Source organism: Tepidimonas ignava (genome assembly GCF_004342625.1).
GTDB lineage: Bacteria > Pseudomonadota > Gammaproteobacteria > Burkholderiales > Burkholderiaceae_C > Tepidimonas > Tepidimonas ignava.
The window spans coordinates 30379-53644 of the sequence record NZ_SMAH01000016.1 but is presented as its reverse complement, the minus strand read 5'-3'; the positions used below and the strand labels follow the sequence as shown (position 1 = coordinate 53644).

At 69.8% G+C, this 23266-nt stretch carries 21 protein-coding genes; 16 read left to right on the top strand and 5 right to left on the bottom strand.

What is annotated here, in order from left to right; translation table 11 throughout:
- Positions 1 to 4 precede the first annotated feature (4 nt).
- From EDC36_RS11535 to tolA, 9 genes are all read left to right on the top strand, one after another.
- Positions 5 to 1621, top strand: coding sequence for a type IV pilus modification PilV family protein (locus EDC36_RS11535; RefSeq protein ID WP_132963416.1), 1617 nt, complete (start codon positions 5 to 7; stop codon positions 1619 to 1621).
- Between the two features lie 15 nt (positions 1622 to 1636).
- A complete protein-coding gene (locus EDC36_RS11530) occupies positions 1637 to 2272 on the top strand; it encodes a riboflavin synthase (protein ID WP_132963415.1) in 636 nt (211 codons plus the stop codon).
- A 67-nt stretch (positions 2273 to 2339) separates the two neighbouring features.
- Positions 2340 to 3494, top strand: a complete 1155-nt coding sequence (gene ribBA, locus EDC36_RS11525) for a bifunctional 3,4-dihydroxy-2-butanone-4-phosphate synthase/GTP cyclohydrolase II (RefSeq protein WP_132963414.1) — start codon at positions 2340 to 2342, stop codon at positions 3492 to 3494.
- Positions 3491 to 3961: a 6,7-dimethyl-8-ribityllumazine synthase gene (gene ribH, locus EDC36_RS11520; RefSeq protein ID WP_132963413.1), complete on the top strand. Its 471-nt coding sequence runs from the start codon at positions 3491 to 3493 to the stop codon at positions 3959 to 3961. Before ribBA ends, ribH begins: the two co-directional genes overlap by 4 nt.
- A gap of 55 nt (positions 3962 to 4016) precedes the next feature.
- Complete coding sequence (gene nusB, locus EDC36_RS11515; RefSeq protein ID WP_132963412.1) at positions 4017 to 4472, top strand: transcription antitermination factor NusB; 456 nt, start codon at positions 4017 to 4019, stop codon at positions 4470 to 4472.
- Complete coding sequence (gene ybgC, locus EDC36_RS11510; protein WP_132963411.1) at positions 4450 to 4917, top strand: tol-pal system-associated acyl-CoA thioesterase; 468 nt, start codon at positions 4450 to 4452, stop codon at positions 4915 to 4917. The genes nusB and ybgC overlap by 23 nt, the downstream gene beginning before the upstream one ends.
- The gene (gene tolQ / locus EDC36_RS11505; protein WP_132963410.1) at positions 4918 to 5601 is read left to right on the top strand and encodes a protein TolQ; all 684 of its coding nucleotides are present in this window, start codon (positions 4918 to 4920) and stop codon (positions 5599 to 5601) included.
- A gap of 51 nt (positions 5602 to 5652) precedes the next feature.
- Complete coding sequence (locus EDC36_RS11500) at positions 5653 to 6096, top strand: ExbD/TolR family protein (RefSeq protein WP_132963409.1); 444 nt, start codon at positions 5653 to 5655, stop codon at positions 6094 to 6096.
- Positions 6097 to 6136: 40 nt separating this feature from the next.
- Positions 6137 to 7003, top strand: a complete 867-nt coding sequence (tolA, locus tag EDC36_RS11495; protein ID WP_132963408.1) for a cell envelope integrity protein TolA — start codon at positions 6137 to 6139, stop codon at positions 7001 to 7003.
- Between the two features lie 71 nt (positions 7004 to 7074).
- Here the strand turns inward: tolA and dnaE are convergent, their stop codons facing one another.
- Genes dnaE through EDC36_RS11480 form a run of 3 tightly spaced genes read right to left on the bottom strand, consistent with a single transcriptional unit; the run spans position 7075 to position 12001 of the window.
- Positions 7075 to 10641 (bottom strand): DNA polymerase III subunit alpha, encoded by a 3567-nt coding sequence (gene dnaE / locus EDC36_RS11490; RefSeq protein ID WP_132963407.1) that lies wholly within the window; start codon positions 10639 to 10641, stop codon positions 7075 to 7077.
- A 42-nt stretch (positions 10642 to 10683) separates the two neighbouring features.
- On the bottom strand, positions 10684 to 11238 hold the full coding sequence (locus EDC36_RS11485) for a flavodoxin family protein (protein WP_132963406.1): 555 nt from the start codon (positions 11236 to 11238) through the stop codon (positions 10684 to 10686).
- Between the two features lie 55 nt (positions 11239 to 11293).
- Positions 11294 to 12001 (bottom strand): pirin family protein, encoded by a 708-nt coding sequence (locus EDC36_RS11480; RefSeq protein WP_132963405.1) that lies wholly within the window; start codon positions 11999 to 12001, stop codon positions 11294 to 11296.
- Between the two features lie 110 nt (positions 12002 to 12111).
- On the opposite strand from EDC36_RS11480, the gene EDC36_RS11475 reads away from it, so the two are divergent.
- Genes EDC36_RS11475 through EDC36_RS11450 form a run of 6 tightly spaced genes read left to right on the top strand, consistent with a single transcriptional unit; the run spans position 12112 to position 18076 of the window.
- Positions 12112 to 13086, top strand: coding sequence for a LysR family transcriptional regulator (locus tag EDC36_RS11475; protein ID WP_132963404.1), 975 nt, complete (start codon positions 12112 to 12114; stop codon positions 13084 to 13086).
- Positions 13087 to 13118: 32 nt separating this feature from the next.
- The gene (locus EDC36_RS11470) at positions 13119 to 14252 is read left to right on the top strand and encodes an NAD(P)/FAD-dependent oxidoreductase (protein WP_132963403.1); all 1134 of its coding nucleotides are present in this window, start codon (positions 13119 to 13121) and stop codon (positions 14250 to 14252) included.
- Entirely contained in the window at positions 14252 to 15184 is a 933-nt protein-coding gene (gene gluQRS / locus EDC36_RS11465; protein ID WP_132963402.1) for a tRNA glutamyl-Q(34) synthetase GluQRS, read from the top strand. Before EDC36_RS11470 ends, gluQRS begins: the two co-directional genes overlap by 1 nt.
- 39 nt (positions 15185 to 15223) lie before the next feature.
- Complete coding sequence (gene trmB / locus EDC36_RS11460; protein WP_132963401.1) at positions 15224 to 15970, top strand: tRNA (guanosine(46)-N7)-methyltransferase TrmB; 747 nt, start codon at positions 15224 to 15226, stop codon at positions 15968 to 15970.
- Entirely contained in the window at positions 15963 to 17111 is a 1149-nt protein-coding gene (gene ribD, locus EDC36_RS11455) for a bifunctional diaminohydroxyphosphoribosylaminopyrimidine deaminase/5-amino-6-(5-phosphoribosylamino)uracil reductase RibD (RefSeq protein WP_132963400.1), read from the top strand. Before trmB ends, ribD begins: the two co-directional genes overlap by 8 nt.
- 14 nt (positions 17112 to 17125) lie before the next feature.
- Positions 17126 to 18076 (top strand): pseudouridine synthase, encoded by a 951-nt coding sequence (locus EDC36_RS11450; RefSeq protein WP_132963399.1) that lies wholly within the window; start codon positions 17126 to 17128, stop codon positions 18074 to 18076.
- On the opposite strand, the gene EDC36_RS11445 is transcribed toward EDC36_RS11450, so the two are convergent.
- The gene (locus EDC36_RS11445; protein ID WP_132963398.1) at positions 18064 to 19536 is read right to left on the bottom strand and encodes an NADP-dependent isocitrate dehydrogenase; all 1473 of its coding nucleotides are present in this window, start codon (positions 19534 to 19536) and stop codon (positions 18064 to 18066) included. The genes EDC36_RS11450 and EDC36_RS11445 overlap by 13 nt on opposite strands.
- A 97-nt stretch (positions 19537 to 19633) precedes the next feature.
- On the opposite strand from EDC36_RS11445, the gene EDC36_RS11440 reads away from it, so the two are divergent.
- Complete coding sequence (locus tag EDC36_RS11440) at positions 19634 to 20572, top strand: LysR family transcriptional regulator (protein WP_132963397.1); 939 nt, start codon at positions 19634 to 19636, stop codon at positions 20570 to 20572.
- Between the two features lie 8 nt (positions 20573 to 20580).
- Here the strand turns inward: EDC36_RS11440 and alaS are convergent, their stop codons facing one another.
- Positions 20581 to 23220 (bottom strand): alanine--tRNA ligase, encoded by a 2640-nt coding sequence (gene alaS, locus EDC36_RS11435; protein WP_132963396.1) that lies wholly within the window; start codon positions 23218 to 23220, stop codon positions 20581 to 20583.
- Positions 23221 to 23266: the final 46 nt, after the last annotated feature.

The following is a 23266-nucleotide window of genomic DNA, read 5'->3' as shown; positions in this document are numbered from 1 at the left end:
TATCATGAAACGGACATACCGCGTGATCGACCAGCGTAGGCGCAACCAACTGGTACACGGCTACGCGCTTGTTGAGGCATTGGTGTCACTTGCAATCGTGCTGGTCGGGGTTGGCGCATTTGGGCGCTTGCAGACTGTAACATCGCAAGCTACCCGCGAAGCGCGGGATCACACCGTCGAAATGCAAGCGGTACGCGGTGCCTATGAATACGCGCTGGCGGCCATCCGCGCCACGTACGCGGCGAACTGTGGCGTTGGCATTGATTCAAACACTCTTCGTTCCGCACTACAAAACGCTGCCAGCAGCGCGGTGACTACCTTCCATAACCGTGGCAGTTTGGCACTTAGCGCCAGCGTGTCATTTCCGCAAGCAGCGGTGATAAGCCTTACCGTCACGGCCACTGGTAGCCAGATGAACCCCAAGCCAAGTTATACCGGCACACTGTTGACGACAGACACTTGCGCATTGGCCGCCGCGACAGGGCCAACCAACAATGCAGGGGGCGGCACGAGCGGGCTCGCGTTCAATGCGCCGACCGGGCGTGCGCGGCCGGGTGATTTTCAGGTTGTAGCCGGTGCAAACGTTCGGGAAAACACCCTTGGGGGCTACAAAGTCGCGACCAAGGACAACCGCCTCATGTTACTCGACTCGAGCAACAAAAATACACTGGAGCTCGACTGTGGCGGTGACTGCACCACAACAAATTTCGTCACCATCGAAGGCAAAGTATTTGCCGACAATAATGCCATCACCCCCAAGATACGGATATCATCCTACGGTCAATGCGTAATAGATAACAGCCCCACCCAGATCGGCAGCAGTAAATTTTATTACTGGAATTACAAATGCTACACGGGACCAGAATGGTACGGAAATATCGGCATCGAACCCGTGTCGAGCTCGGGGAAAAAGTGGATAACCTGTTTGGGTGCCTCCAACTATAACAATGAAACAACGTTTGCGACCAGCCCCGCGACGTCCGAGACGCAGGGCAACAAAAATACTGTAAAGCTAATCAACAGCTCACGGCGTGCCTACCGCGGGTTTGTCACCACAGGCAACAATCAATTTAGCATCACCGGCACCATTGCCAACGTCACCTATCCCGCTGCAGGCACAATGAAACCATCAAATTACAGCCTGTCGGCCAACGCCGCCAGCTATTTCAATAATGCAGGCACCGCCGAAAAACATCATTTTTTGTTAACGCAGGACAATTCATGCCCCTCCACCGGCGACTTCGAATCTAAAGGCACATATAGCGCCCTTTCTAGTGAGTTTAACTACAACGTTGGGGACAAGTTCTGCCTCCAAAGCGCAGCCGGTGCAGAAAATCCAGCGTGCCCGTCGAGTTTTCTCGCTGGCACTCAATCCGGCATCACTGGCTGTTTAACCTATGTATACGTTGAAGGCATCACGGAGGGTTCGGTCACATTCCAGGCTGGCAGCGTGGCCGGATCATGCATCGCCACCGGGGTGACCGACGCGTATGTGTGCAACGTAGGCACAGGCACTGGCTCACCCATTGTAATCAAGCACATCGACAGTGATGGGACAACAATTCTCGCTTCGCAAACGGTCTACGCCACCTGCGGTAATATGTCCGTGACGTTCCCCTGACCCCGTACCCCACGCATGTTCACCGGCATCATCACCCACATCGGCCACATCACCCACGTCGCTCCGCTGGGCGACGGCCCACAGCACGGCGTGCGGCTCGCGGTGCAAGCCACGCCCGACTACCTGGCCGACGTGGGGTTGGGCGACAGCATCGCCATCCAGGGCGCGTGCATGACCGTCACCACGCTGGACGGTGGACAGGGCGTTTTCACAGTGGATGTGTCGGCCGAGTCGCTCGCGCGCACGGTCGGCTTGGACGCGCCCGGCGCGGTGAACCTGGAAAAGGCGCTGCGCGCCACCGACCGGTTGGGGGGCCACATCGTCAGCGGGCACGTGGACGGCGTGGGCACGGTGCTGGCGTTGACGCCGGTGGGCGAGTCGTGGCGCTTGGAGGTGTTGGCCCCGCGGCCGCTGGCGCGTTACCTGGCGTACAAGGGCTCGCTCACGGTCAATGGGGTGAGCCTGACCGTCAACCAGGTGCACGACCGCCCCGACGGTTGCGGGGTCAGCATCAACCTGATCCCGCACACGGTGCAGCACACCACGCTGGGGGCGCTGTCCGCCGGGCGGCGCGTGAACCTGGAGGTGGATATGATTGCGCGCTACGTCGAGCGCATGTTGGCGCTGGGCGTACAGGCCACCCCGGCCTGATTGCGCGGGTGGGTGCGTTGGCGCGCCGCCCGCGCGCCGGGGTGCACCCGACCCCAAACAGGCCCTTATGAACACCCCCACACACGACGCACCGCTGGCGCCGATCGCCAGTGTGGATGAAATCGTCGCCGAGCTGCGCGCCGGCCGTATGGTCATCCTGGTGGACGAGGAAGACCGCGAAAACGAGGGCGACCTGGTGCTGGCGGCCGACCATGTGACGCCCGAGGCGATCAACTTCATGGCCAAGTACGGCCGCGGGCTGATTTGCCTGACGTTGACGCGCCAGCGCTGTGAGCAGTTGCGCCTGCCGCCGATGGTGCCGCGCAACGGCACCAAGATGGGCACGGCGTTCACCGTGTCGATCGAAGCTGCCGAGGGCGTGACCACCGGGATTTCGGCCGCCGACCGCGCGCACACCATCCGCGTGGCGGTGGCGCCCAACGCCCGCCCGGAAGACCTGGTGCAGCCCGGGCACGTGTTCCCGCTGCAGGCGGTGGACGGCGGGGTGCTGATGCGCGCCGGGCACACCGAAGCCGGCTGCGACCTGGCGGCGATGGCCGGCTGCACCCCGGCGGCGGTGATCTGCGAGATCATGAACGACGACGGCACGATGGCGCGGCTGCCGGATTTGCAACGTTTTGCCGCGCAGCACGGACTCAAGATCGGCACCATCGCCGACCTGATCGAGCACCGCAGCCGCGCCGAGAGCCTGGTGCAGCGCGTGGCCAGCCGACCGCTGACCACGGCGTGGGGCACGTTCACGGCCCACGCCTACCGCGACCGCGTCAGCGGCGCCGTGCACCTGGCGCTGGTGGTGGGCGCGTGGGCGGCAGCGGACGCGATCCCCGTGCGGGTGCACGAGCCGCTGTCGGTGCTGGATGCGCTGGAGCTTGGGCGGCGCACCCACTCGTGGAGCCTGGAGGCCAGCCTGCGCCACCTGCAGCACGCCGGCCGCGGCGTGGCGGTGCTGCTCAACGCCGGCGAAAGCGGCGAGCAGTTGTTGCAGCAGTTTGGCGGCAGTGCCCCCACCACCGATGCGCCGCAGCGCGGCCGCATGGACCTGCGCACCTACGGCATTGGGGCGCAAATTTTGCGCGACTGCGGCGTGCACCGCATGGTGCTGCTGGGGCAGCCGCGGCGCATGCCCAGCATGACCGGCTATGGGCTGGAGGTGGTGGGCTTTGAACAACCCCCGATTTCGATGGAAGGACCCTCGACATGATGGGAGCGGACAAGGGCAGCACCGCGGCGCTGGACGGGCGCGGGCTGCGCATCGGCATCGTGCAGGCGCGCTTCAACCAGGGCATCACCGACGCGCTGGCCGCGGCGTGCCGCGCGGAGCTGGCGGCGCTGGGCGTGGCCGAGGGCGACATCGTGCTGGAGCAGGTGCCCGGTGCGTTGGAGGTGCCGCTGGCGCTGCAGGCGCTGGCGCAGACCGAGCGCTTCGACGCCCTGATCGCGCTGGGCTGCGTGATCCGGGGCGAGACCTACCACTTCGAGCTGGTGTGCAACGAGTCGGCCGCGGGCATCACGCGCGTGGCGCTGGAGCACCATATCCCGGTGGCCAACGCCATCCTGACCGTGGAAAACCTGGCGCAGGCGGTGGCGCGGCAAGACGACAAAGCGCGCGACGCGGCCCGCGTGGCGGTGGAGATGGCGCACCTGCTGCGCCGCCACCCGCCGGGCTGACGGAGGGACCGCGCGTGGCTGGCCCGGGGGCGCGTGGTCTGGGACAATACGGCCCATGACCAAAGCATCCGAAAAATCGGCCCGCACGCGCGCGCGCGAATTTGCGCTGCAGGGCTTGTACCAACACCTGGTGGGGCGCAACGACGCCACCGACATCGACCAGTTCACGCGCGACCTGTCGGGGTTTCACAAGGCCGACAGCGCGCACTACGATGCGCTGCTGCACGGCTGCATCCAACAGGCCGCCGAGCTGGACGAGCGACTGGCGCCGCTGTTGGACCGGCCGCTGGCCGAGTTGTCGCCGATCGAGCACGCGGTGCTGTGGATCGGGGCCTACGAGTTTTTGCATTGCCCTGACGTGCCCTGGCGCGTGGTGATCAACGAGTGCGTGGAGCTGGCCAAAGCCTTTGGCGGCACCGACGGGCACAAGTTTGTCAACGGCGTGCTCAACCGCCTGGCGCCGCTGGTGCGCGGCGAGGAGGTGCTGCGTGACCCGGCCCGCCGCCCCTGACGCCGGTGTGGCGCCGCACCGCTGGCCGGTGCGGGTGTACTGGGAGGATACCGATGCCGGCGGCATCGTGTACTACGCCAACTACCTCAAATTTTTTGAGCGCGCCCGCACCGAATGGCTGCGCACGCTGGGCCTGCAGCAGCACGCGCTGCGCGAGGCCACGGGCGGCATGTTCGTGGTCAGCGCCGCGCAGGTGCGCTACCAGCGCCCAGCGCGGCTGGACGATGCGCTGTGCATCGAGACGCGCGTGGCGGAGCTGGGACGGGCGTCGATCGTGCTGCAGCAGCGCGCGCTGCGCGACGACGGCGCCGCGCGCGCCACGGTGCTGTGCGAAGGCAGCGTGCGCATCGGCTGGGTGCAAGGGCCGGCGCTGCAGCCGGCGCGCATCCCGGCGGCCATCGTGCAGGCGCTGCAGCCCTACGTGGAACCTGTTGTGGAGTCGTGAATGCCCCAGGAGTTTTCGATCATTGAGCTGCTGCGCAACGCCTCGTGGGTGGTGCAGGCGGTGGTGCTGTTGCTGCTGGGCGTGTCGGTGACGAGCTGGGCGGCGATCTTGCGCAAGATTTTTGCCATCCGGCGCGTCAAGCGGTTGACCGACGCGTTCGAGCGCGAGTTTTGGTCCGGCGGCCACCTGCAGGAGCTGTACCAGGTGGCGCTGCAGCGCGCGCGCGACGGCAGCCCCATGGAGCGCATTTTTGCCAGCGGCATGCGCGAGTTCACCAAGCTGCGTGAGCGCCGGATTGCCCAGCCCGACGCGTTGCTGGACGGCGCGCGCCGTGCGATGCGCGCCGCCTACCAACGCGAGCTGGACGCGCTGGAGGTCAACCTGTCGTTTCTGGGCTCGGTGGGGTCGGTGTCGCCCTACGTGGGGTTGTTTGGCACCGTGTGGGGCATCATGCACGCCTTCACCGGGCTGGCCAGCATGACGCAGGTGACGCTGGCAACGGTGGCGCCGGCCATCGCCGAGGCGTTGGTCGCCACGGCCATCGGGCTGTTCGCGGCCATTCCGGCGGTGCTGGCGTACAACCGCTTTGCGCACGACATCGACCGGCTGGCCAACCGGCTGGAAACCTTCATCGAGGAGTTTTCCAACATCCTGCACCGCAACGCGGGAGCCGCGCCGCACTGACGCCCCCGGTTGCGCTGGACCGCCGCCCTACCCCACGGAGCCGACGACACCATGCCTGCCATCGTCCCCCGCGGCTCAACGCGCCGCGCCATCACCGAGATCAACATGGTGCCCTTCATCGACGTGATGCTGGTGCTGCTGATCATTTTCATGGTGACGGCGCCGCTGATCGTGCCGGGGCAGGTGGAGCTGCCCAGCGTGGGGCAAGCGGCACGCCAGCCGGAGCGCTTTGTGCACGTGACGGTGGCGCGCGACGGCGCGCTGCGGGTGCGCGACGGCACCCAAGGTGGCGAGGGCGAGCCGGTGGCGTTGCGCGAGCTGGCTGCGCGCGTGCGCGCGCTGCAGGGCGACGCGGCGGCCAGCACGCCAGTCATCATCAGCGCCGACAAGCGCACCACCTACGAGCAGGTGATGCAGGTGATGGACACGCTGCAGCGCGCCGGCGTGGCGCGCGTGGGGCTGGCGGTGCGGCACGATGGCGCGGGTGGGCGCTGAAACTTGGCGTGCGCCGCCGGATCACACCGATCGCCTGACGATGCAAGCCACCGCCGACGACCTGGACCTGACGCCGCCGCCGCCACGCGCCGACCTGCGCGCGTGGGCGCTGGCGCTGCTGGCGCACGCGGCGCTGGTGGCTGCGCTGGCCTGGGGCATTGGCTGGCAGCGCGACACCCCGGCGGTGGCCAGCGCCGAGCTGTGGGCCAGCGTGCCACGCATGGCCGCGCCGCGCGCGGTGGAACCCGAGCCGCCGGCGCCGCCGGTGCGCGCGCCCGACACGCCCCGCCCCGCCCCGGCGCAGGCCGAGCCTGTGGCGCCGCGCACCGCGGACATTGCGGTGCAGCGCCAGCGTGAGGAGCGCCGCCGCGAGGAACAGGCGCAGCGCGAACGCGAGCGGCGCGAGCGCGAAGCGCGCCAGCAGGCCGAGCGGGAACGCCGCGCGCGCGAAGAGGCGGCCCAGCGCAAGGCCGCGCAGGAACGTGCCGAGCGCGAAGCCCGCGCCAGGGCGGAGCGCGAGCGCGCCCTGGCCGCGCAGGCCGAGGCCGAGCGCCAGCGCAACCTGCAGCGCATGCTGGGCCAAGCCGGCGCCACGGGTGGCCCGCACGCGCGCGGCAGCGATGTGCAAGATGCGGCCCCATCGGCCAGCTACGCCGGCAAGCTGGTGGCGCACATTCGGCCCAACATCGTCTTTGCCGACACGGTGCCGGGCAACCCACGCGCCGAGGTGGAGGTGCGCACCCTGCCCGACGGCACGATCCTGAGCAGCCGGCTGCTCAAAAGCAGTGGCCACCGCGCCTGGGACGAGGCGGTGCTGCGCGCGATCGAGCGCACCGCGCGGCTGCCGCGCGACGAACACGGCCGCGTGCCGCCCACGCTGATCCTGGGCTTTCGGCCCAACGAGTGAGCGTTGCGCGGGACAGGTGTTCGGTCTGCGGCCGCCCGCTGCCGTGAACCGCCCGTGCTCCAGAAACGAGGTTATTCGTACACCACCTCGGCCTGGCCCTCGTGGGCCACGGCACGCCAGGCGGCCAACGCGTCGTCGCTGGGGTAGAAGTGCGCGCGCTCGTCCAGCACCAAGTCGGCGCTCGCGCGGGGCAGCAGGCGCCGCACGCGCACGCCCAGGGCACGGGTGAACTCGCCTTCGTCGGTGACGACGCGCTGCGGCGGGTGCGCGGCGACGATGGCGCCGATGTCGGGCACGTGCGCGCCACTGAGCGCCACGCGCAGGTGCTTGCCAAAGCGGCAGCGCGCTGCGGGCAAGTCCCACACCTGCTGCACACGCAGCCGCAGCCCGCCCGAAAAGCGGTCCGGCTGCGCGGTGACCTGCGCGACGATGAGCTCGTCGTCGCGCAGCAGCGTGCGCTGCGCCAGCCACAGCGACTCGTCGGCGCTGGCTTCGAGCACGGCGGTTTTGTCGTCCAGCGTGAAGATGGCCACCTTGCCGCGCTGGCCGTTGACGACGCGCAGCCCCCCCACGATGCCGGCGACGATGAAGGGCTCGCGGCTGTCTTGCACGTCGGCCAAGCGCACGCGCGCAAAGCGGCGCACCTCGGCTTCGGCGGCGTCGAACAGGTGGCCCGAAAGGTAGTAGCCGATGGCGGTTTTTTCGTGCGCCAGCCGCTCCTTGACGCTCCACGGCTCGGCGGCCACCAGCGGCGGCTCGGCGTCGGAGGCGTCGGGGTTGGCCCCGCCCAGCAGGTCGAACAGCCCGCCCTGCGCGGCGTTGGCCTCTTGCGTGGCGGCCCACTCGAAGGCCTGGTCCAGCGAGGCCAGCAACGCCGCGCGGTTGGGTTCGATGGTGTCGAACGCGCCGGCCTTGATCAGCGCTTCGACCGTGCGTTTGTTGACCTTGCCGCGGTCGACGCGGGCGCAAAAATCGTACAGGCTTTTGAACGGGCCGCGCTGGCTGGCACGCACGCCGGCGCCGCGGCCTTCGCGCGCGGCTACGATGGCCTCGATGGCCTGTTGGCCCGTGCCCTTGATGGCGCCCAGGCCGTAACGGATGCGCGCGTCGCCGACCGGCTCGAAGCGGTAGGTGCCGCGGTTGATGTCGGGCAGCTCGAACTCGATGTCAAAGGTGCGCGCGTCGTCGACGAGCACCTTGAGCTTATCGGTGTCGTCGATTTCGATGGTCATGTTGGCGCAGAAAAACGCCGCCGTGTGGTGCACCTTGAGCCACGCGGTGTGGTACGCCAGCAGCGAGTAGGCGGCGGCGTGCGACTTGTTGAAGCCGTAGCCGGCGAACTTCTCCATCAGGTCGAAGATTTCGTCGGCTTTGGCCTGGTCGATGCCGTTGTTGGCCGCACCTTCGCGGAAGATGGCGCGGTGCTTGGCCATTTCCTCGGGCTTTTTCTTGCCCATGGCGCGCCGCAGCAGGTCGGCGCCGCCCAGCGTGTAGCCGCCCAGCACCTGGGCCACCTGCATCACCTGCTCCTGGTACACCATGATGCCGTAGGTTTCGGCCAGCACCGGCTCGACCAGGGGGTGCGGGTACTCCACGGGCTCGCGCCCGTGTTTGCGCGCCACGAAGCTCGGGATCAGGTCCATCGGACCCGGGCGGTACAGGGCGTTGAGCGCGATCAGGTCTTCCAGCCGGGTGGGCTTGGCGTCGCGCAGCATGGCTTGCATGCCGCGGCTTTCGAACTGGAACACGGCCTCGGTGCGGCCCTGCTGGAACAGCTCGTAGGTGGCGGGGTCATCCAGCGGAATGCGCTCGAAGCTGAAGTCGTGCAGCTCGGGGTGACGCTGGACGATGTAAGCCTTGGCCAGCTCCAGGATCGTCAGCGTGGCCAAGCCGAGAAAGTCGAACTTGACCAGGCCCACCGCCTCGACGTCGTCCTTGTCGTACTGGCTGACCGCGGCGTCGCTGCCGGGCTGTTGGTACAGCGGACAAAAGTCGGTCAGCTTGCCCGGCGCGATCAGCACCCCACCGGCGTGCATGCCGACGTTGCGGGTCAGGCCCTCGAGCTTTTGCGCCAGTTCGATGAGCTGGCGCACTTCCTCCTCCTGCCGCACGCGCTCGGCCAGCAGCGGCTCCAACTCCAGCGCGTAGTTGTTTTTGTCGCCTTCCTTTTTGGGGTTGGGGGGGTATTGCAGCGTGACGCTCATGCCCGGCTTGTTGGGCACGAGCTTGGAGATGCCATCGCAAAATCCGTACGGAAAGTCCAGCACACGGCCAACGTCGCGGATGGCGGCGCGCGCGGCCATCGTGCCGAAAGTGGCGATTTGGCTGACCGCGTCGCGGCCGTACTTGGCTTTGACGTACTCGATGACGCGGTCGCGGTTTTCCTGGCAAAAGTCGATATCGAAGTCGGGCATCGACACCCGCTCGGGGTTGAGGAAGCGCTCGAACAGCAGGTTGTAGCGCAGCGGGTCCAGGTCGGTGATCTTGAGCGCGTAGGCCACCAGCGAGCCCGCGCCGGAGCCGCGCCCCGGCCCGACCGGGCAACCGTTGTTCTTGGCCCACTGGATGAAGTCCGACACGATCAGGAAGTAGCCCGGGAAGCCCATCTTGACGATGGTGTCGAGCTCGAACGCCAGCCGCTGCTCGTAACGCGGGCGCTGGCGCTGGCGCTCGGCCTCGTCGGGGTACAGCAGCCGCAGCCGTTCGTCCAGGCCCTGCTGGGCCACGTGGCGAAAGTACGCCTCGGTGTCGAGCTGCTGACCGTTGACCGGTGGGATGGGAAAGTCCGGCAAGCGCGGCTTGCCCAGCGTCAGCGTGAGGTTGCAGCGCTGCGCGATGCCGACGGCGTTGGCCAGCGCCGAGGGCACGTCGGCAAACAGCGCCGCCATTTCGGCGCTGGACTTGAAATACTGCTCGCGCGTGAAGCGACGCACGCGCTTGGGGTTGGCCAGGATTTCGCCCTCGGCGATGCACACGCGCGCTTCGTGCGCTTCGTAGTCGTCGGGCGCCAAAAACTGGATGGGGTGCGTGGCCACCACCGGCAAGCCCAGCCGCGCGGCCAGCGGCACCGCCGCCTGCACGTGGCGTTCGTCGTCCGGGCGGCCGGCGCGTTGCAGCTCGATGTAAAAGCGCCGCTCGAACGTCTGGGCCAACTGGCGCGCCAAGGCCTCGGCACGGGCGGCATCGCCGGCCAGCAACGCCTGCCCCAGCGGCCCGGCGGCGGCGCCGCTGAGCAGGATCAAGCCCTCGTGCAGCTCCTGCAACCACGGCCAGTGCACCCAGGCCTGTTCGCGCACGACGCCGCGCGTCCACGCGCGCGCCAGCAGCTCGCACAGGTTCAGGTAGCCACGGTGGTTGTGCACCAGCAGCAGCACGCGCGGCGGCTGGCTGGCCGGCGACAGGGCTGCGGTGGGGTCGTGCCCCCCGAGGCCAGTGAGGTTGACCTCCGCCCCCAGGATGGGCTTGACGCCGGCGCTACGGGCGGCCTTGTAAAACTTGATGCCGCCAAACAGGTTGTTGAGGTCGGTGATGGCCAGCGCGGGCTGCCCATCGTCGGCGGCACGCGCCACCGCGTCATCGACACGGGTGGTGCCGTCGACAATGGAAAACTCGGTGTGCAGGCGCAGGTGAACGAACATGCGGCCGCATTGTAGGAGGCCGCCACCCACCCGCGGCCAGCCTCAGCGCGCCCAGCGGGCCGCCACTTCGGCGATGCGCTGCCCGAAACGGCGCGCCGTCTCCAGGTCGCCCGGCAGCATCTCGGCAGGGCTGGCGTCGGACGGCGTGCTGGCCATGGCCCCGGCGCTGGAGCCGACGTAGTTGACATCGTTGCGCTGCGCCGCTTTGGTGTTGGACGGCAGCATGCCCGTGCCGACCCACACGCCGCCGTGCTGCATGGCCAGCGTGAACAGGTAGTGCAGCGTGGACAGCTTGTCGCCGTTCATCGTGGCGCTGTTGGTGAAGCCGGCAAAGAGCTTGTCCTTCCAGGTCTGCGCAAACCAGCGCTTGCTGGACGCGTCGGCAAATTTTTTGAACTGCCAGCTCACGCTGCCCATGTAGGTGGGGCTGCCCATGACGATGGCGTCGGCGGCGTCGAGCTCCTCCCAAGCGCCTTCGGGCAGGTTGCCGTCGGCGTCGATGGCGATGAGGCGCGCGCCGGCGCCTTCCGCCACGGCTTGCGCCATGCGCTGGGTGTGGCCGTAGCCCGAGTGGTAAACAACAACGATGTTGGGCATGTGCAGTCCTCCTATCAGGATGGGGTTGATGGTCAACACAATGACACGGGCGCGCTCACGCCCGCGCCAGATCGAACAGCAGCACCTCGGCCGCCTGGGCGTCGGCGAGGGTCAGCAGCGGCTCGTCCAGGGCCAAAGCGGCATCGCCCGCGGCCAGCGCCACACCGTTGACGGCCAAGCGCCCGCGCACCACGTGCACGTAGCCCAGGCGCCCTGGCGCCAGCCGGTGTTGGGTGGTGTCGGCGCCGTCGAGCCGCGCGGCGTACAAGGCCGCGTCCGCGTGGATGCGCAGCGGCGCGGCCTCGGGGTGATCCACCGGCAGCGCCACCGGCGCCAGCCGCCCACGGCCGGCGGTGATGTCCATCGGCGCCTGGGTGTAGCTCGGCGCGATGCCACGCACGCGCGGCAGGATCCAGATTTGCAGCAGGTGCACGGGCTGCGTGCCGTGGTTCATCTCGCTGTGCATAACGCCGCGGCCCGCGCTCATGTGCTGCACCTCGCCGGCGCGCAGCGTGGCGGTGTGGCCCATGCTGTCGCGGTGCGTCAGCTCGCCCGCCAGCATGTAGGTGATGATTTCCATGTCGCGGTGGCCGTGCATGCCAAAGCCGGTGCCCGGCGCAACGATGTCTTCGTTGATAACGCGCAGGTTGCCCCAGCCCATGTGGCGCGGGTCGTAGTAATCCGCAAACGAAAACGAATGCCAGGTGCGCAGCCAGCCGTGGTCGGCATGGCCACGCTCGGCCGCAGGGCGCAGGGTCAGCATGGCGGTGGTCTTTCGGCAGCAAACTGCAAGCAGCGACGATGGCCGCACTGTAGACAAAGCGCCAGCGTCCGTGGTGCAATGGCATCGGTGTCAACCTTCAAACTTTTTGAATGAGCATCCCCCAAGACCCCATCCCGATGCCTGCGCTGGGCCCGCAGGACATGGCGATGCTGGCCGCGGTGCAGCGCCACGGCAGCTTGGCCGCGGCGGCGCGTGCACTGGGGCTGGTGCCCAGCGCGCTGACGTACCGTGTGCGCCGCCTCGAAGAGGCGCTGGACGTGCTGCTGCTGGACCGCCGCGGCGGCCGGGCGCGCCCCACGCCAGCGTGCGAGGAGCTGCTGCGCGCCGGCACCGAGTTGCTGCAGGCGTGGGAGGCGCTGGCGCAGCGCGTGCGCCGCATCGCCACCGGGTGGGAGGCCGAGCTGACCATCGCCGCCGACGCCGTCATCGACCCCCGCACGCTGCTGGAGTTGTGCGAGCGCTTTGCCGCGCTGGGCGCTCCCACGCGGCTGCGGCTGCGCAGCGAAACGCTGTCGGGCACCTTGCAGGCCCTGCTGGCCGGCCACGCCGACCTGGCGCTTGGGGTGCTGCTGGACGGCCCGGTGCCCGCTGGCGTGGGCTGCGCGCCGTTGGGTGAAGTGGGGTTCGTTTTCGTGGTGGCCCCGCACCATCCGTTGGCCCGTGCCACCGAACCGCTGACGCCGCAGCAAATCCGTGCCCACCGTATCGTCGCCGTGGCCGACAGCGGTGTCGGGGGTGGCTTGACCTACGGCGTGCAACCCGGGCAGGACGTGCTGACCGTGCCCACGATGGAATGGAAGCTGCAGGCGCAACTGCGCGGCCTGGGTTGCGGCTGGCTGCCGCAGCCCCTGGTGCAACCGTACATCGACAGCGGCCGCTTGGTCGCCTGCGCCACCACGCTGCCACCGCGCCAGGCGCGCACCGGCTACGCCTGGCACCTGGGCGCTGCCCACCCCCACCCGGCGCCACCAGGGCGCGCGTTGGCGTGGTGGCTGCAGCAGTTGGCGGACGAGCGCACCCGCACGGCGCTGCTGCGCTGCCGGCCCAACGCCATGCTCTGGTAGATTGGTGGCTGCCACAACCTTGTCGAGCCACCATGCCGCGCCCCACCACGCCCCCGCCCCTTGCGCACGTTGCGCGCCCGCGCCGCGCGCGTGCCCCGCTGAGCGCGCCTGCGCCGCAGACGCCGGGCGCCCCCCGCCCCGTGGCCGTGGTGGGCGCGGGCATGGCCGGCATCACCGCGGCGCGCACGCTGGCACGCGCCGGCTGGCACGTGACGCTGCTGGACAAAGGCCGCCAACCCGGAGGTCGCATGGCCACCCGGACCACCGAGGCCGGAACCTTCGACCACGGCGCGCAGTTTTTCACCGTGCGCGACGCCCGGCTGCACACCGCGCTGCAGGCCACCCAGGCCCCCGTGCTGGCTTGGCACGCCGACTTTGCGCGCGTGCTGGACGCTGGTGGCCAGCCGCTGGCGCAGCCAGCCCCGCCGACCGAGACGCGTTGGCTGCCCACCCCCGGCATGCAGGCCCTGCCGGGGCAGTGGGTGCACCAACTGCTGACCGACCACGCCAGCGCCCGGCTGCACACGCGCACCCGGGTGCAGTCGCTGCAGCACCACGCCGGCCAGTGGTGGCTGCGCGCGCAGCATGACGACGACGCCACCACCGCCACGCTGGGCCCCTATGACGCGGTGGTGTTGGCCCTGCCCGCGCCGCAAGCCGAGGCGCTGCTGCAAGCCAGCGCCCTGGCGCCCGACTGGTGCGCGCGCCTGCAGACCGAGGTGCACCTGGCCCCCTGCTGGACGCTGCTGGCGGCGTTTGCCGACAGCAACGGCCCCCTGGGGCCAACGTGGGACGCCGCGCGCTGCCAGCACCCGCGCGTGGCGTGGGCGGCGCGCGAAACCAGCAAGCCCGGCCGCCACGGCTGCGAGCGCTGGGTGGTGCAGGCCAGCCCCGCGTGGTCGGCCGAGCACCTGGACGACGACGCCGAACGCGTCGCCGCCAAGCTGCTGCGGGGTTTGGCCGACGTCGCCGGCCTGCGCGCCGAGCCCACGCTGGCCGTGGCGCACCGCTGGCGCTACGCCCAAACCCAGCGCCCGCTGGGTGAACCGTACCTGTGGGACCGGGCGCAGCGCCTGGGGCTGTGTGGCGACTGGTGCCTGGGGCACCGGGTGGAACAGGCCTTTGTGTCCGGGCTGGAGCTGGCGCTGGCGATGCTGGAGGGCTGATGGCCACCGCGGCGTTGCGCCGACCGTACCGCGGGCGGTTTGCCCCCTCGCCGACGGGGCTGCTGCACGCGGGCTCGCTGGTGGCGGCGCTGGCCAGTTGGCTGGACGCCCGCGCCCACGGCGGCGTGTGGCTCGTTCGCATCGAAGACGTGGACACCCCCCGCTGCGTGGCTGGCGCGGACACGGCCATCCTGCAGCAACTGGCGCGCTGCGGCCTGCAGCCGGATGAACCGGTGCTGTGGCAGTCGCACCGCGGCCACGCCTACCAAGCCGCGCTGGAGCGCCTGGCGCAGGCCGGCTGGGCCTACCCATGCGCGTGCACCCGGGCCGACATCGAAGCCGCCTGGGCCGCGCGGGGCGTGGTGCGCCAGCGGCACGCGGTGCTGCCCTACCCGGGCACCTGCCGGCCCGAGCGCGGCGGCCTGGGCGGGCGACCCGCGCGGGCGTGGCGGCTGCACGTGGAGCGGGTGGTGGCCGACCTGGGGCTGCCTGTGCCACTGCAGTGGACGGACCGCCGCCTGGGCCCGCAGGCCCAGGACGTCCAAGCCGTGGTGGGCGACTTCGTGCTCAAGCGCGCCGACGGCCTGTGGGCCTACCAGCTCGCGGTGGTGGTGGACGACGCGGCGCAGGGCATCACCGACATCGTGCGCGGCGCGGACCTGGCCGACAACACCCCGCGCCAGATCGTGCTGCAACGGGCGCTGGGCGTGCCCACCCCGCGTTACCTGCACACCGCGCTGGTGCTGGGCCCCCACGGCGAGAAACTGTCCAAACAAAACGGCGCCCAGCCCCTGGCGCTGGACGACCCCGTGGCCGCGCTGCGCGCCGCGGCGTCCGTGTTGGGCTTGCCCGATGCGCCCGCCGCGGTGGACGTGCCGGCGGCCTTGCAGCACTGGACCCAGGCATGGCGGGCGCGTTGGGTACCGCCGTAACCGGGGCACGCCGCGGCGGCCTGCCTACAATCGCGACCGATGACCGCCTCGACCCTACCTTCCGAGGTGCCGCCCAGCGCGACACCCGCCCACGTCCCCCATCCCAAGACGGTGCGCAGCTTCGTGCGCCGCGCCGGCCGCACCACCAGCGGCCAAGCCAAAGCCCTGGCCGAGCTGGGGCCGCGCTTCGTGCTGCCCTACACCGCGCAACCGCTGGACGCCCAGGCTGCGTTTGGCCGCCGCGCACCGCTGGTGCTCGAAATCGGCTTTGGCATGGGGGAAACCACGGCGCAGATCGCGCTGGGCCGCCCCGACGTGGACTTCATTGGCTGCGAGGTGCACGAGCCTGGCGTGGGCGCGCTGCTCAAGCGCATCGGCGAGCTGGGGCTGACCAACATCCGCATCATCCAGCACGACGCCGTGGAGGTGCTGCAGCACATGCTGCCGCCGGCGTCGCTGGACGGCGTCCACATCTTCTTCCCGGACCCCTGGCACAAAAAGCGCCACCACAAACGGCGCCTGATCCAGCCCCCGTTCGTGGCGCTGCTGGCCAGCCGGCTCAAGCCCGGCGGCTACGTGCACTGCGCCACCGACTGGCAGCCCTACGCCGAGCAGATGCTGCAGGTGCTCGGCGCCGAGCCGCGGCTGGCCAACACCAGCACCGACCCCGCGCTGGGTGGCTACGCGCCCCGACCGGCCTACCGGCCGCTGACCAAATTCGAGCAGCGCGGCCTGCGGCTGGGGCACGGTGTGTGGGACCTGGTGTTTGCGCGCCGCCATGAATGAAGCCGTGGTGTGGCAGGAGCTGGCCGCGCTGGCCGAGCGCGCGGTGGGCCTGTCCGACCCCAACCCGCGCGTGGCATGCCGGCTGGTGCTGGCCGACGGCCGCAGCTTCGACGGCCACACCCAAGCCGCCGGCCAGGCCCACGCCGAGGTGATGGCGCTGCGCGCCGCCCAAGCCGCCGGCGCCGACGTGCGTGGCGCCACCGCCTACGTGACGCTGGAGCCGTGCAGCCACCACGGCCGCACGCCGCCGTGCTGTGACGCGCTGATCGCCGCCGGCGTGGCGCGCGTGGTGGTGGCCGCCATCGACCCCAATCCGCGCGTGGCCGGCCAAGGGGTGGCGCGGCTGCGCGCAGCCGGCGTGGCCGTCGAGGTGCTGCCCACCGACCACCCCGCCGCGGTGGCCACGCGCGAGCTCAACATCGGCTTTTGGAGCCGCATGGTGCGCCAGCGCCCCTGGGTGCGCATGAAGGTGGCGGCGTCGTTGGACGGCACCACGGCGCTGCCCGACGGCACCAGCCAGTGGATCACCGGCGAGGCCGCGCGCACCGACGGCCACGCTTGGCGCCGCCGCGCAGGGGCCGTGCTGACCGGCATCGGCACCGTGCGCAGCGACAACCCACGGCTGGACGTGCGGCTCGTGCCCACGGCGCGGCAGCCGTTGCGGGTGGTGCTGGACTCCGCACTGGAGATCGACCCCGCGGCGCGCATCCTGCAGCCGCCCGGCGCGGTGGTGGTGTACACGGCTGTGGGCGCCACGGCCACAGCCGCGCAGATGGCGCGCCGCGCCGCGCTGACCGACCTGGGGGTGACGGTGATCGACCGGCCTGGCCCACCCAAACACGCCGGCGGCCCGCCCAAGGTGGACCTGGCCGCGGTGCTGACCGACCTGGCCACGCGCGAGGTCAACGAGCTGCACGTGGAAGCCGGCGCCAAGCTCAACGCCTCGTGGTGGCGCGCGGGGTTGGTGGATGAGCTGCTGCTGTACCTGGCGCCGCGCCTGCTGGGCCAGGGCGAGCCCATCGCCGCCCTGGGGCCGCTGGCGCGGCTGCAGGATGGCTGGCCGTTGACCTTTGTGTCGGTGCAACCGGTGGGGGCGGACCTGCGCATCCTCGCGCGCGTGCCCGGCCGCGCCCCGTGGTGAGCGTGCGTTGCCGCATGGCCCGCCCGCCCAAAAACCCCGCCATCGGCCTGCGCGACGGGCTCAGCCCGAGCTGCCTGGCGCTGCCCCGCCTGCGCCAGTGCCCATGGCCAACGTTGTTGGACTGTCTGGCCGAGCGGCTGCCACGGGTGCCGCGCGAGGTCTGGCTGGACCGCCTGCGCGCCGGCCAAGTGCTGGACGAGCACGGACGCGCGCTGGACGAACACACCCCCTACCTGCATGGCCAGCGCATCTACTACTGGCGTGACGTGCCCGACGAGCCCCCGATCCCGTTCGAGGCGACGGTGCTGTTGCGCGACGAACACCTGCTGGTGGTGGACAAGCCGCACTTTCTGCCGGTCACCCCTGGTGGCCGCCACGTGCGCGAAACGCTGCTGGTGCGCCTCAAAAACACCCTGGGTTTGCCCGAGCTGAGCCCGCTGCACCGCATCGACCGCGAAACGGCGGGGTTGGTGGTGTTCAGCGTGCGCGCCGCCGAGCGCGACGCGTACCAGCGGCTGTTCCGCGAGCGCCGGGTGGACAAGACCTACGAGGCCATCGCGCCGTGGCGCGGCGACCTGGTCTGGCCGCAGCGGCGCGTGAGCCACCTGCGCGAAGACGAGACCGCGTTTTACCGGATGCGCGAGGCCGCGCCGGACGAGGGACTGGCGCCCAACAGCGAAACCTGGATCGAGCCGCTGCAGCGGCTGGGTGCGCGCGGCGAGCTGGCCCACTACCGGCTGCGGCCCGTGACCGGCAAGCGTCACCAGTTGCGCGTGCACATGGCGGCGCTGGGCTTGCCCATCGTCGGCGACCCGCTGTACCCCACGGTGCGGCTGGGGCCGAACGACCTGCCCGACCACAACCAGCCGCTGCAGTTGCTGGCCCGGGCCATCGCGTTCGACGACCCCATCACCGGCCAGCGCCGCACGTTCACCAGCCAACGCCGGCTGGACTACTGCCCTTGACCGAGCGCGTAGCCGCGCTCACCGTCGAACGTGCACAGGTTTTCCGTCTTGATCACGTCGACGCCACGCGCGGTGAGCGCGTGCAGCAAACCGATGATGTCGGCGTGGGTCACCGTTTGCCCCTGCGGCGCGACGAAGCGGCAGCGCCAGTGGTCGGTGCAGAAGGTTTCGGGGAAACCGCCGGGCCAGACCTTGACGCCACGGTTGGTGATCATCTGCAAGGTGAAGGGCGGCGTCACCAACGCGCTGAGCTGCCCCGCGACAAAGTCGGCGCTGACACCGGCGGCGTGCACAAACACGTCCACCCCGACCAGCCCCTTGACCGCTGGCGCGCGACGCGGCAGCGCCACCGGGATCGCCGCCGCCGCGGCCGGGGCCGACCCCGCCGCATCGGCCCACGCGTAGCGCACGGGGGCCAGTTGCTCGGGCCGCTGGCCCAGCCGCTCGATCACCGCATCGGCAAAGTCCATGCTGCCAAACGGCCGGCCAATGCTGAGCGAGCCGTGCAGCTCGGCCGTGTGCACGCCGTCTTCGATGGTGCGCAGCCAGGCGTTGTGGATGGTTTCGGCCACCGCCGGCTGGCCGATGTGCACCAGCATCAGCACCGCCGCCAGCAGCAGGCCCGAGGGGTTGGCGATGCCCTTGCCGGCGATGTCGGGGGCGCTGCCGTGGATGGCTTCGAACATCGCCACGTGGTCGCCGATGTTGGCGCTGGGCGCCAGCCCCACCGAGCCGGTCAGTTCCGCCGCGATGTCCGACAGAATGTCGCCGTACAGGTTGGGCGTGACGATGACGTCGAAGCGCTCCGGCCGCGTGGCCAGCCGCGCCGCGCCGATGTCGATGATCAGGTGCTCGGTCTCGATCTCCGGGTACTGCGGCGCGATCTCGTCGAAGACGCGATGGAACAGCCCATCGGTCATCTTCATGATGTTGTCTTTGGTCATGCAGGTGACCTTCTTGCGGCCATGGCGGCGCGCGTACTCGAACGCGTAGCGCACGATTTTTTCGCAGCCCGGGCGGGTGATGAGCTTGAGGCACTGGAACACCTCGTCGGTCTGGCGGTGCTCGATGCCGGCGTAGAGGTCCTCCTCGTTTTCGCGCACGATGACCAGGTTCATCTTGGGGTGCAGCGTGCGCACGAAGGGCGCGTAGCTGACGCACGGACGCACGTTGGCGTACAGGCCCAGCGTCTTGCGGATGGTGACGTTGAGGCTTTTGAAGCCGCCGCCCTGCGGCGTGGTGATCGGGGCCTTGAGGAACACCTTGGTGCGCCGCAGGCTGTCCCACGCCTCGGGCGCGATGCCCGAGCTGTGGCCGGCCCGGTACTGCTGCTCGCCGATCTCGATGAACTCCGGCGCGATGCGCGCGCCTGCGGCCTGCAGCACGCGCAGCGTGGCGTCCATGATCTCGGGGCCGATGCCGTCGCCGCGCGCGACGGTGATGGGGGTGAGTTCGCTCATCTTCGAACCTTGTCGGGGTTGACGATGGGCGCAGTTTGGCCGATCATGGCATCGATTTCAAATCATCATTTCTGATTGTTTACATCGTACTTAGTCAATGAATAAGATCCGTCCGCCGCGCGTCACCTTTCATCAACTTCGCACGCTGGAGGCGGTGGTTCGGCTGGGCTCCATCACCCGGGCCGCGGCCGAGCTGCACCTGACCCAGCCCACCGTGTCGGCGCAGATCCACGAGCTGCAAAGCGCGCTGGACACCGCCCTGGTCGAGCCGGTGGGGCGCGGCATCCGCCCCACCGAGGCCGCGCAACTGCTGCGCGCCACGGCGCTGGACATGTTCGCGCGCTGGCAGCGCTTCGAAGAGGACCTGCAGGCGCTGCACGGTCTGGAGCGCGGGCGGCTGCGCATCGCAGGCGTGACGACGACCGAATACTTCATCGCGCGCTGGCTGCGCCGCTACACCGACAGCCACCCCGGCATCGACATCGAGCTCGCGGTGGACAACCGCGACGCCGTGGTGCGCCGCCTGCAGCAAGACGAGATCGAGCTGGCCGTGATGATGATGCCGCCGGACAACCTGCCCTTGCACCGGGTTCCGTTGATGCGCAACCCCCTGGTGCTGATCGGCCCGGCGGGCCACCCGTGGGCCGGCGCGCGCCGCGTGGCGCGCACCGCCCTCAACGGGCAAGCGCTGCTGATGCGCGAGCCCGGCTCGGGCACCCGGCTGGCCACCGAAGCCTACCTGCACACGCACGGGCTGACCCCCACGGTGCGCGCCACGCTGGGCAGCAACGAGGCGATCAAGCACGCGGTGGCCGCCGGGCTGGGGTTGGCGGTGGTGTCACGCCACGCGCTGGCGGCCGACCCGGCGCACGACGGCGTGGCGCTGTTGCCGGTGGTGGGCTTCCCGATCGAGCGGCGCTGGCTGCTGGTGTGGCGCAGCGACCGGCGCCTGTCGCTGGCCGCCCAGCGCTTTGTGGAGCACGTGCGCGCCCACCCGCCGGACGAGCCGGACACCGCTGCCGCGGCGGGCGCCTGAGGCGCCCCTCACACCCGCTGCGCCACCCAGTCGCGCACGCTGCCCAGGGCGGCCGGCACACGGGCGGCGTCGGTGCCGCCGGCCATCGCCAGGTCGGGCTTGCCGCCGCCTTTGCCCCCCACCTGCTGGGCCACGGCGCCGACCAGCTCGCCGGCCTTGAGGCCCTGCGCCACCAGATCGGGCGTCACCCCCGCGCACAGCTGCACCTTGGTGCCCTCCACGCTGGCCAGCACCACCACGGCGCGCTTGAGGCGGGCTTTGAGCTTGTCCACCGCTTCGCGCAGGGTCTTGGCGTCGGCGCCGTCCAGCCGCGTGGCCAGCACCTGCACGTCGCCCACCGCCACGGCCTGAGCGGCCAACCCATCGGCTTGCGCCGTGGCCAGCCGCGCCTTGAGCGTGTCGAGGTCTTTTTCCAGCTCGCGCACGCGCTGCTGGGTCTGCTCGATGCGCGCCACCAACTCCTCGGCCGGGGCCTTGAGCACGCCCGCGGCCGCCTGCACCTGCTGCTCCAGCCGCTGCAGGTACGCCAGCGCCCCGGTGCCGGTGACGGCTTCGACGCGCCGGATGCCGGCCGCCACGCCGCCTTCGGCGACGATCTTGAACAGCCCGATGTCACCGGTGCGCGCCACGTGGGTGCCGCCGCACAGCTCGCGGCTGGAGCCGATGTCCAGCACGCGCACAGTGTCGCCGTACTTTTCGCCAAACAACATCATCGCGCCGGCGGCGCGGGCCTCGTCCAGCGGCATCACGCGCGCCTGCGTGGGGGTGTTGGCCAGGATTTCGGCGTTGACCTTGGCTTCGATCGCCTGCACCTGCTGCGGCGTCAGCGGGGCGTTGTGCGAGAAGTCAAAGCGCGTGCGCTCGTCGTCCACGAGCGAGCCTTTTTGCTGCACGTGCTCCCCCAGCACCTCGCGCAAGGCCTTGTGCATCAGGTGGGTGGCCGAGTGGTTGCGCATCGTGGCGGCGCGGCGCGCACCATCCACCTGGGCCGTGACGTGGTCGCCCACCGCGATGACGCCTTCGGCCACCACGCCATGGTGGCCGTGCACATGGGCTTTGATTTTTTGCGTGTCGTGCACCTCAAAGCGCGCCGAGCCGGCTTGCAGCACCCCACGGTCGCCGACCTGGCCACCGCTTTCGGCGTAAAACGGCGTCTCGTCCAGCACGACGATGCCGGCCTGCCCGGCCTTGAGCTCAGCCACCGGCGTGCCCTCGTGGTACAGCGCCACCACCTTGGCCTGGGCCTGCAGGTGCTCGTAGCCCACGAAGCGGTTGTCCGGCCCGCCGTAGTCGAGCACGCGCTCCATCTTGAACTTGCCGGCGGCGCGCGCCTGCTCCTTTTGCCGCTGCATCGCTGCCTCGAAGCCGGCCACATCCACCGCGACGCCGCGCTCGCGGCAAACGTCGTTGGTCAGGTCCAACGGAAAGCCGTAGGTGTCGTGCAGCTTGAACGCCACCTCGCCCGGCAGCGTGGTCTGGCCGCCGGCCAGCGCGGCGTCCAGAATCTCCATGCCGTGTTCCAGCGTTTCGTAAAAGCGCTCCTCTTCGGCCTTGAGCACCTCGGTGACGCGCTCGGCGCTCGCGGCCAGGTGGGGGTACGCCTGGCCCATCTGGGCCACCAGGTCCGGCACCAGCCGGTGGAAAAACGGCGCCTTGCGCCCGAGCTTGTAGCCGTGGCGGATGGCCCGGCGAATGATGCGCCGCTGCACGTAGCCGCGGCCTTCGTTGCTGGGGATGACGCCGTCGGCCACCAAAAAGGCGGTGGCGCGGATGTGGTCGGCGATGACGCGCAGGCTGGGGCTGGCCAGGTCGGTGGCCCCGGTTTCGCGCGCCGCCGCGGCAATCAAGGCCCTAAACAGGTCGATGTCGTAGTTGCTGTGCACGCCCTGCAAAATGGCGGCGATGCGCTCCAGCCCCATGCCCGTGTCCACGCAAGGCGCCGGCAACGGCCGCACCGAGCCGTCGGGCTGCATGTCAAACTGCATGAACACGTTGTTCCAGATCTCGATGTAACGGTCGCCGTCGGCATCAGGGCTGCCCGGTGGGCCGCCAGGCACCTCGGGGCCGTGGTCGTAGAAGATCTCCGAGCACGGGCCGCAGGGGCCGGTGTCGGCCATCATCCAGAAGTTGTCCGACTGGTACTTGCCGCCTTTGTTGTCGCCGATGCGCACCACGCGCTCGCTGGGCAGGCCGATCTCCTTGGTCCAGATGTCGTAGGCCTCGTCGTCCTCGTGGTACACGGTGGCCCACAGCCGCTCGGGCGGCAGCTTGAACACCTCGGTCAACAGCTCCCAGGCCCACTTCAGGCTCTCGCGCTTGAAGTAGTCGCCAAACGACCAGTTGCCCAGCATCTCGAAAAACGTGTGGTGGCGCGCCGTGTAGCCGACGTTTTCGAGGTCGTTGTGCTTACCACCGGCGCGCAGGCAGGCCTGCACCGACGCTGCGCGCACGTACGGGCGCTTGTCGGTGCCGAGGAAAACGTCCTTGAACTGCACCATGCCCGAGTTGGTGAACATCAACGTCGGGTCGTTGGCCGGCACCAGCGGGCTGGAGGGCACCACCGTGTGGCCGCGCTGGGCAAAGAAATCCAAAAACGTGCGCCGGATGTCGGCCACGGAAAACGTCGGACGGTCGACGGCTTGGGTCATGTTGCGCTCGGGCTCAAGGGTGAGGCTGGCAAAAGCTTGCATTTTA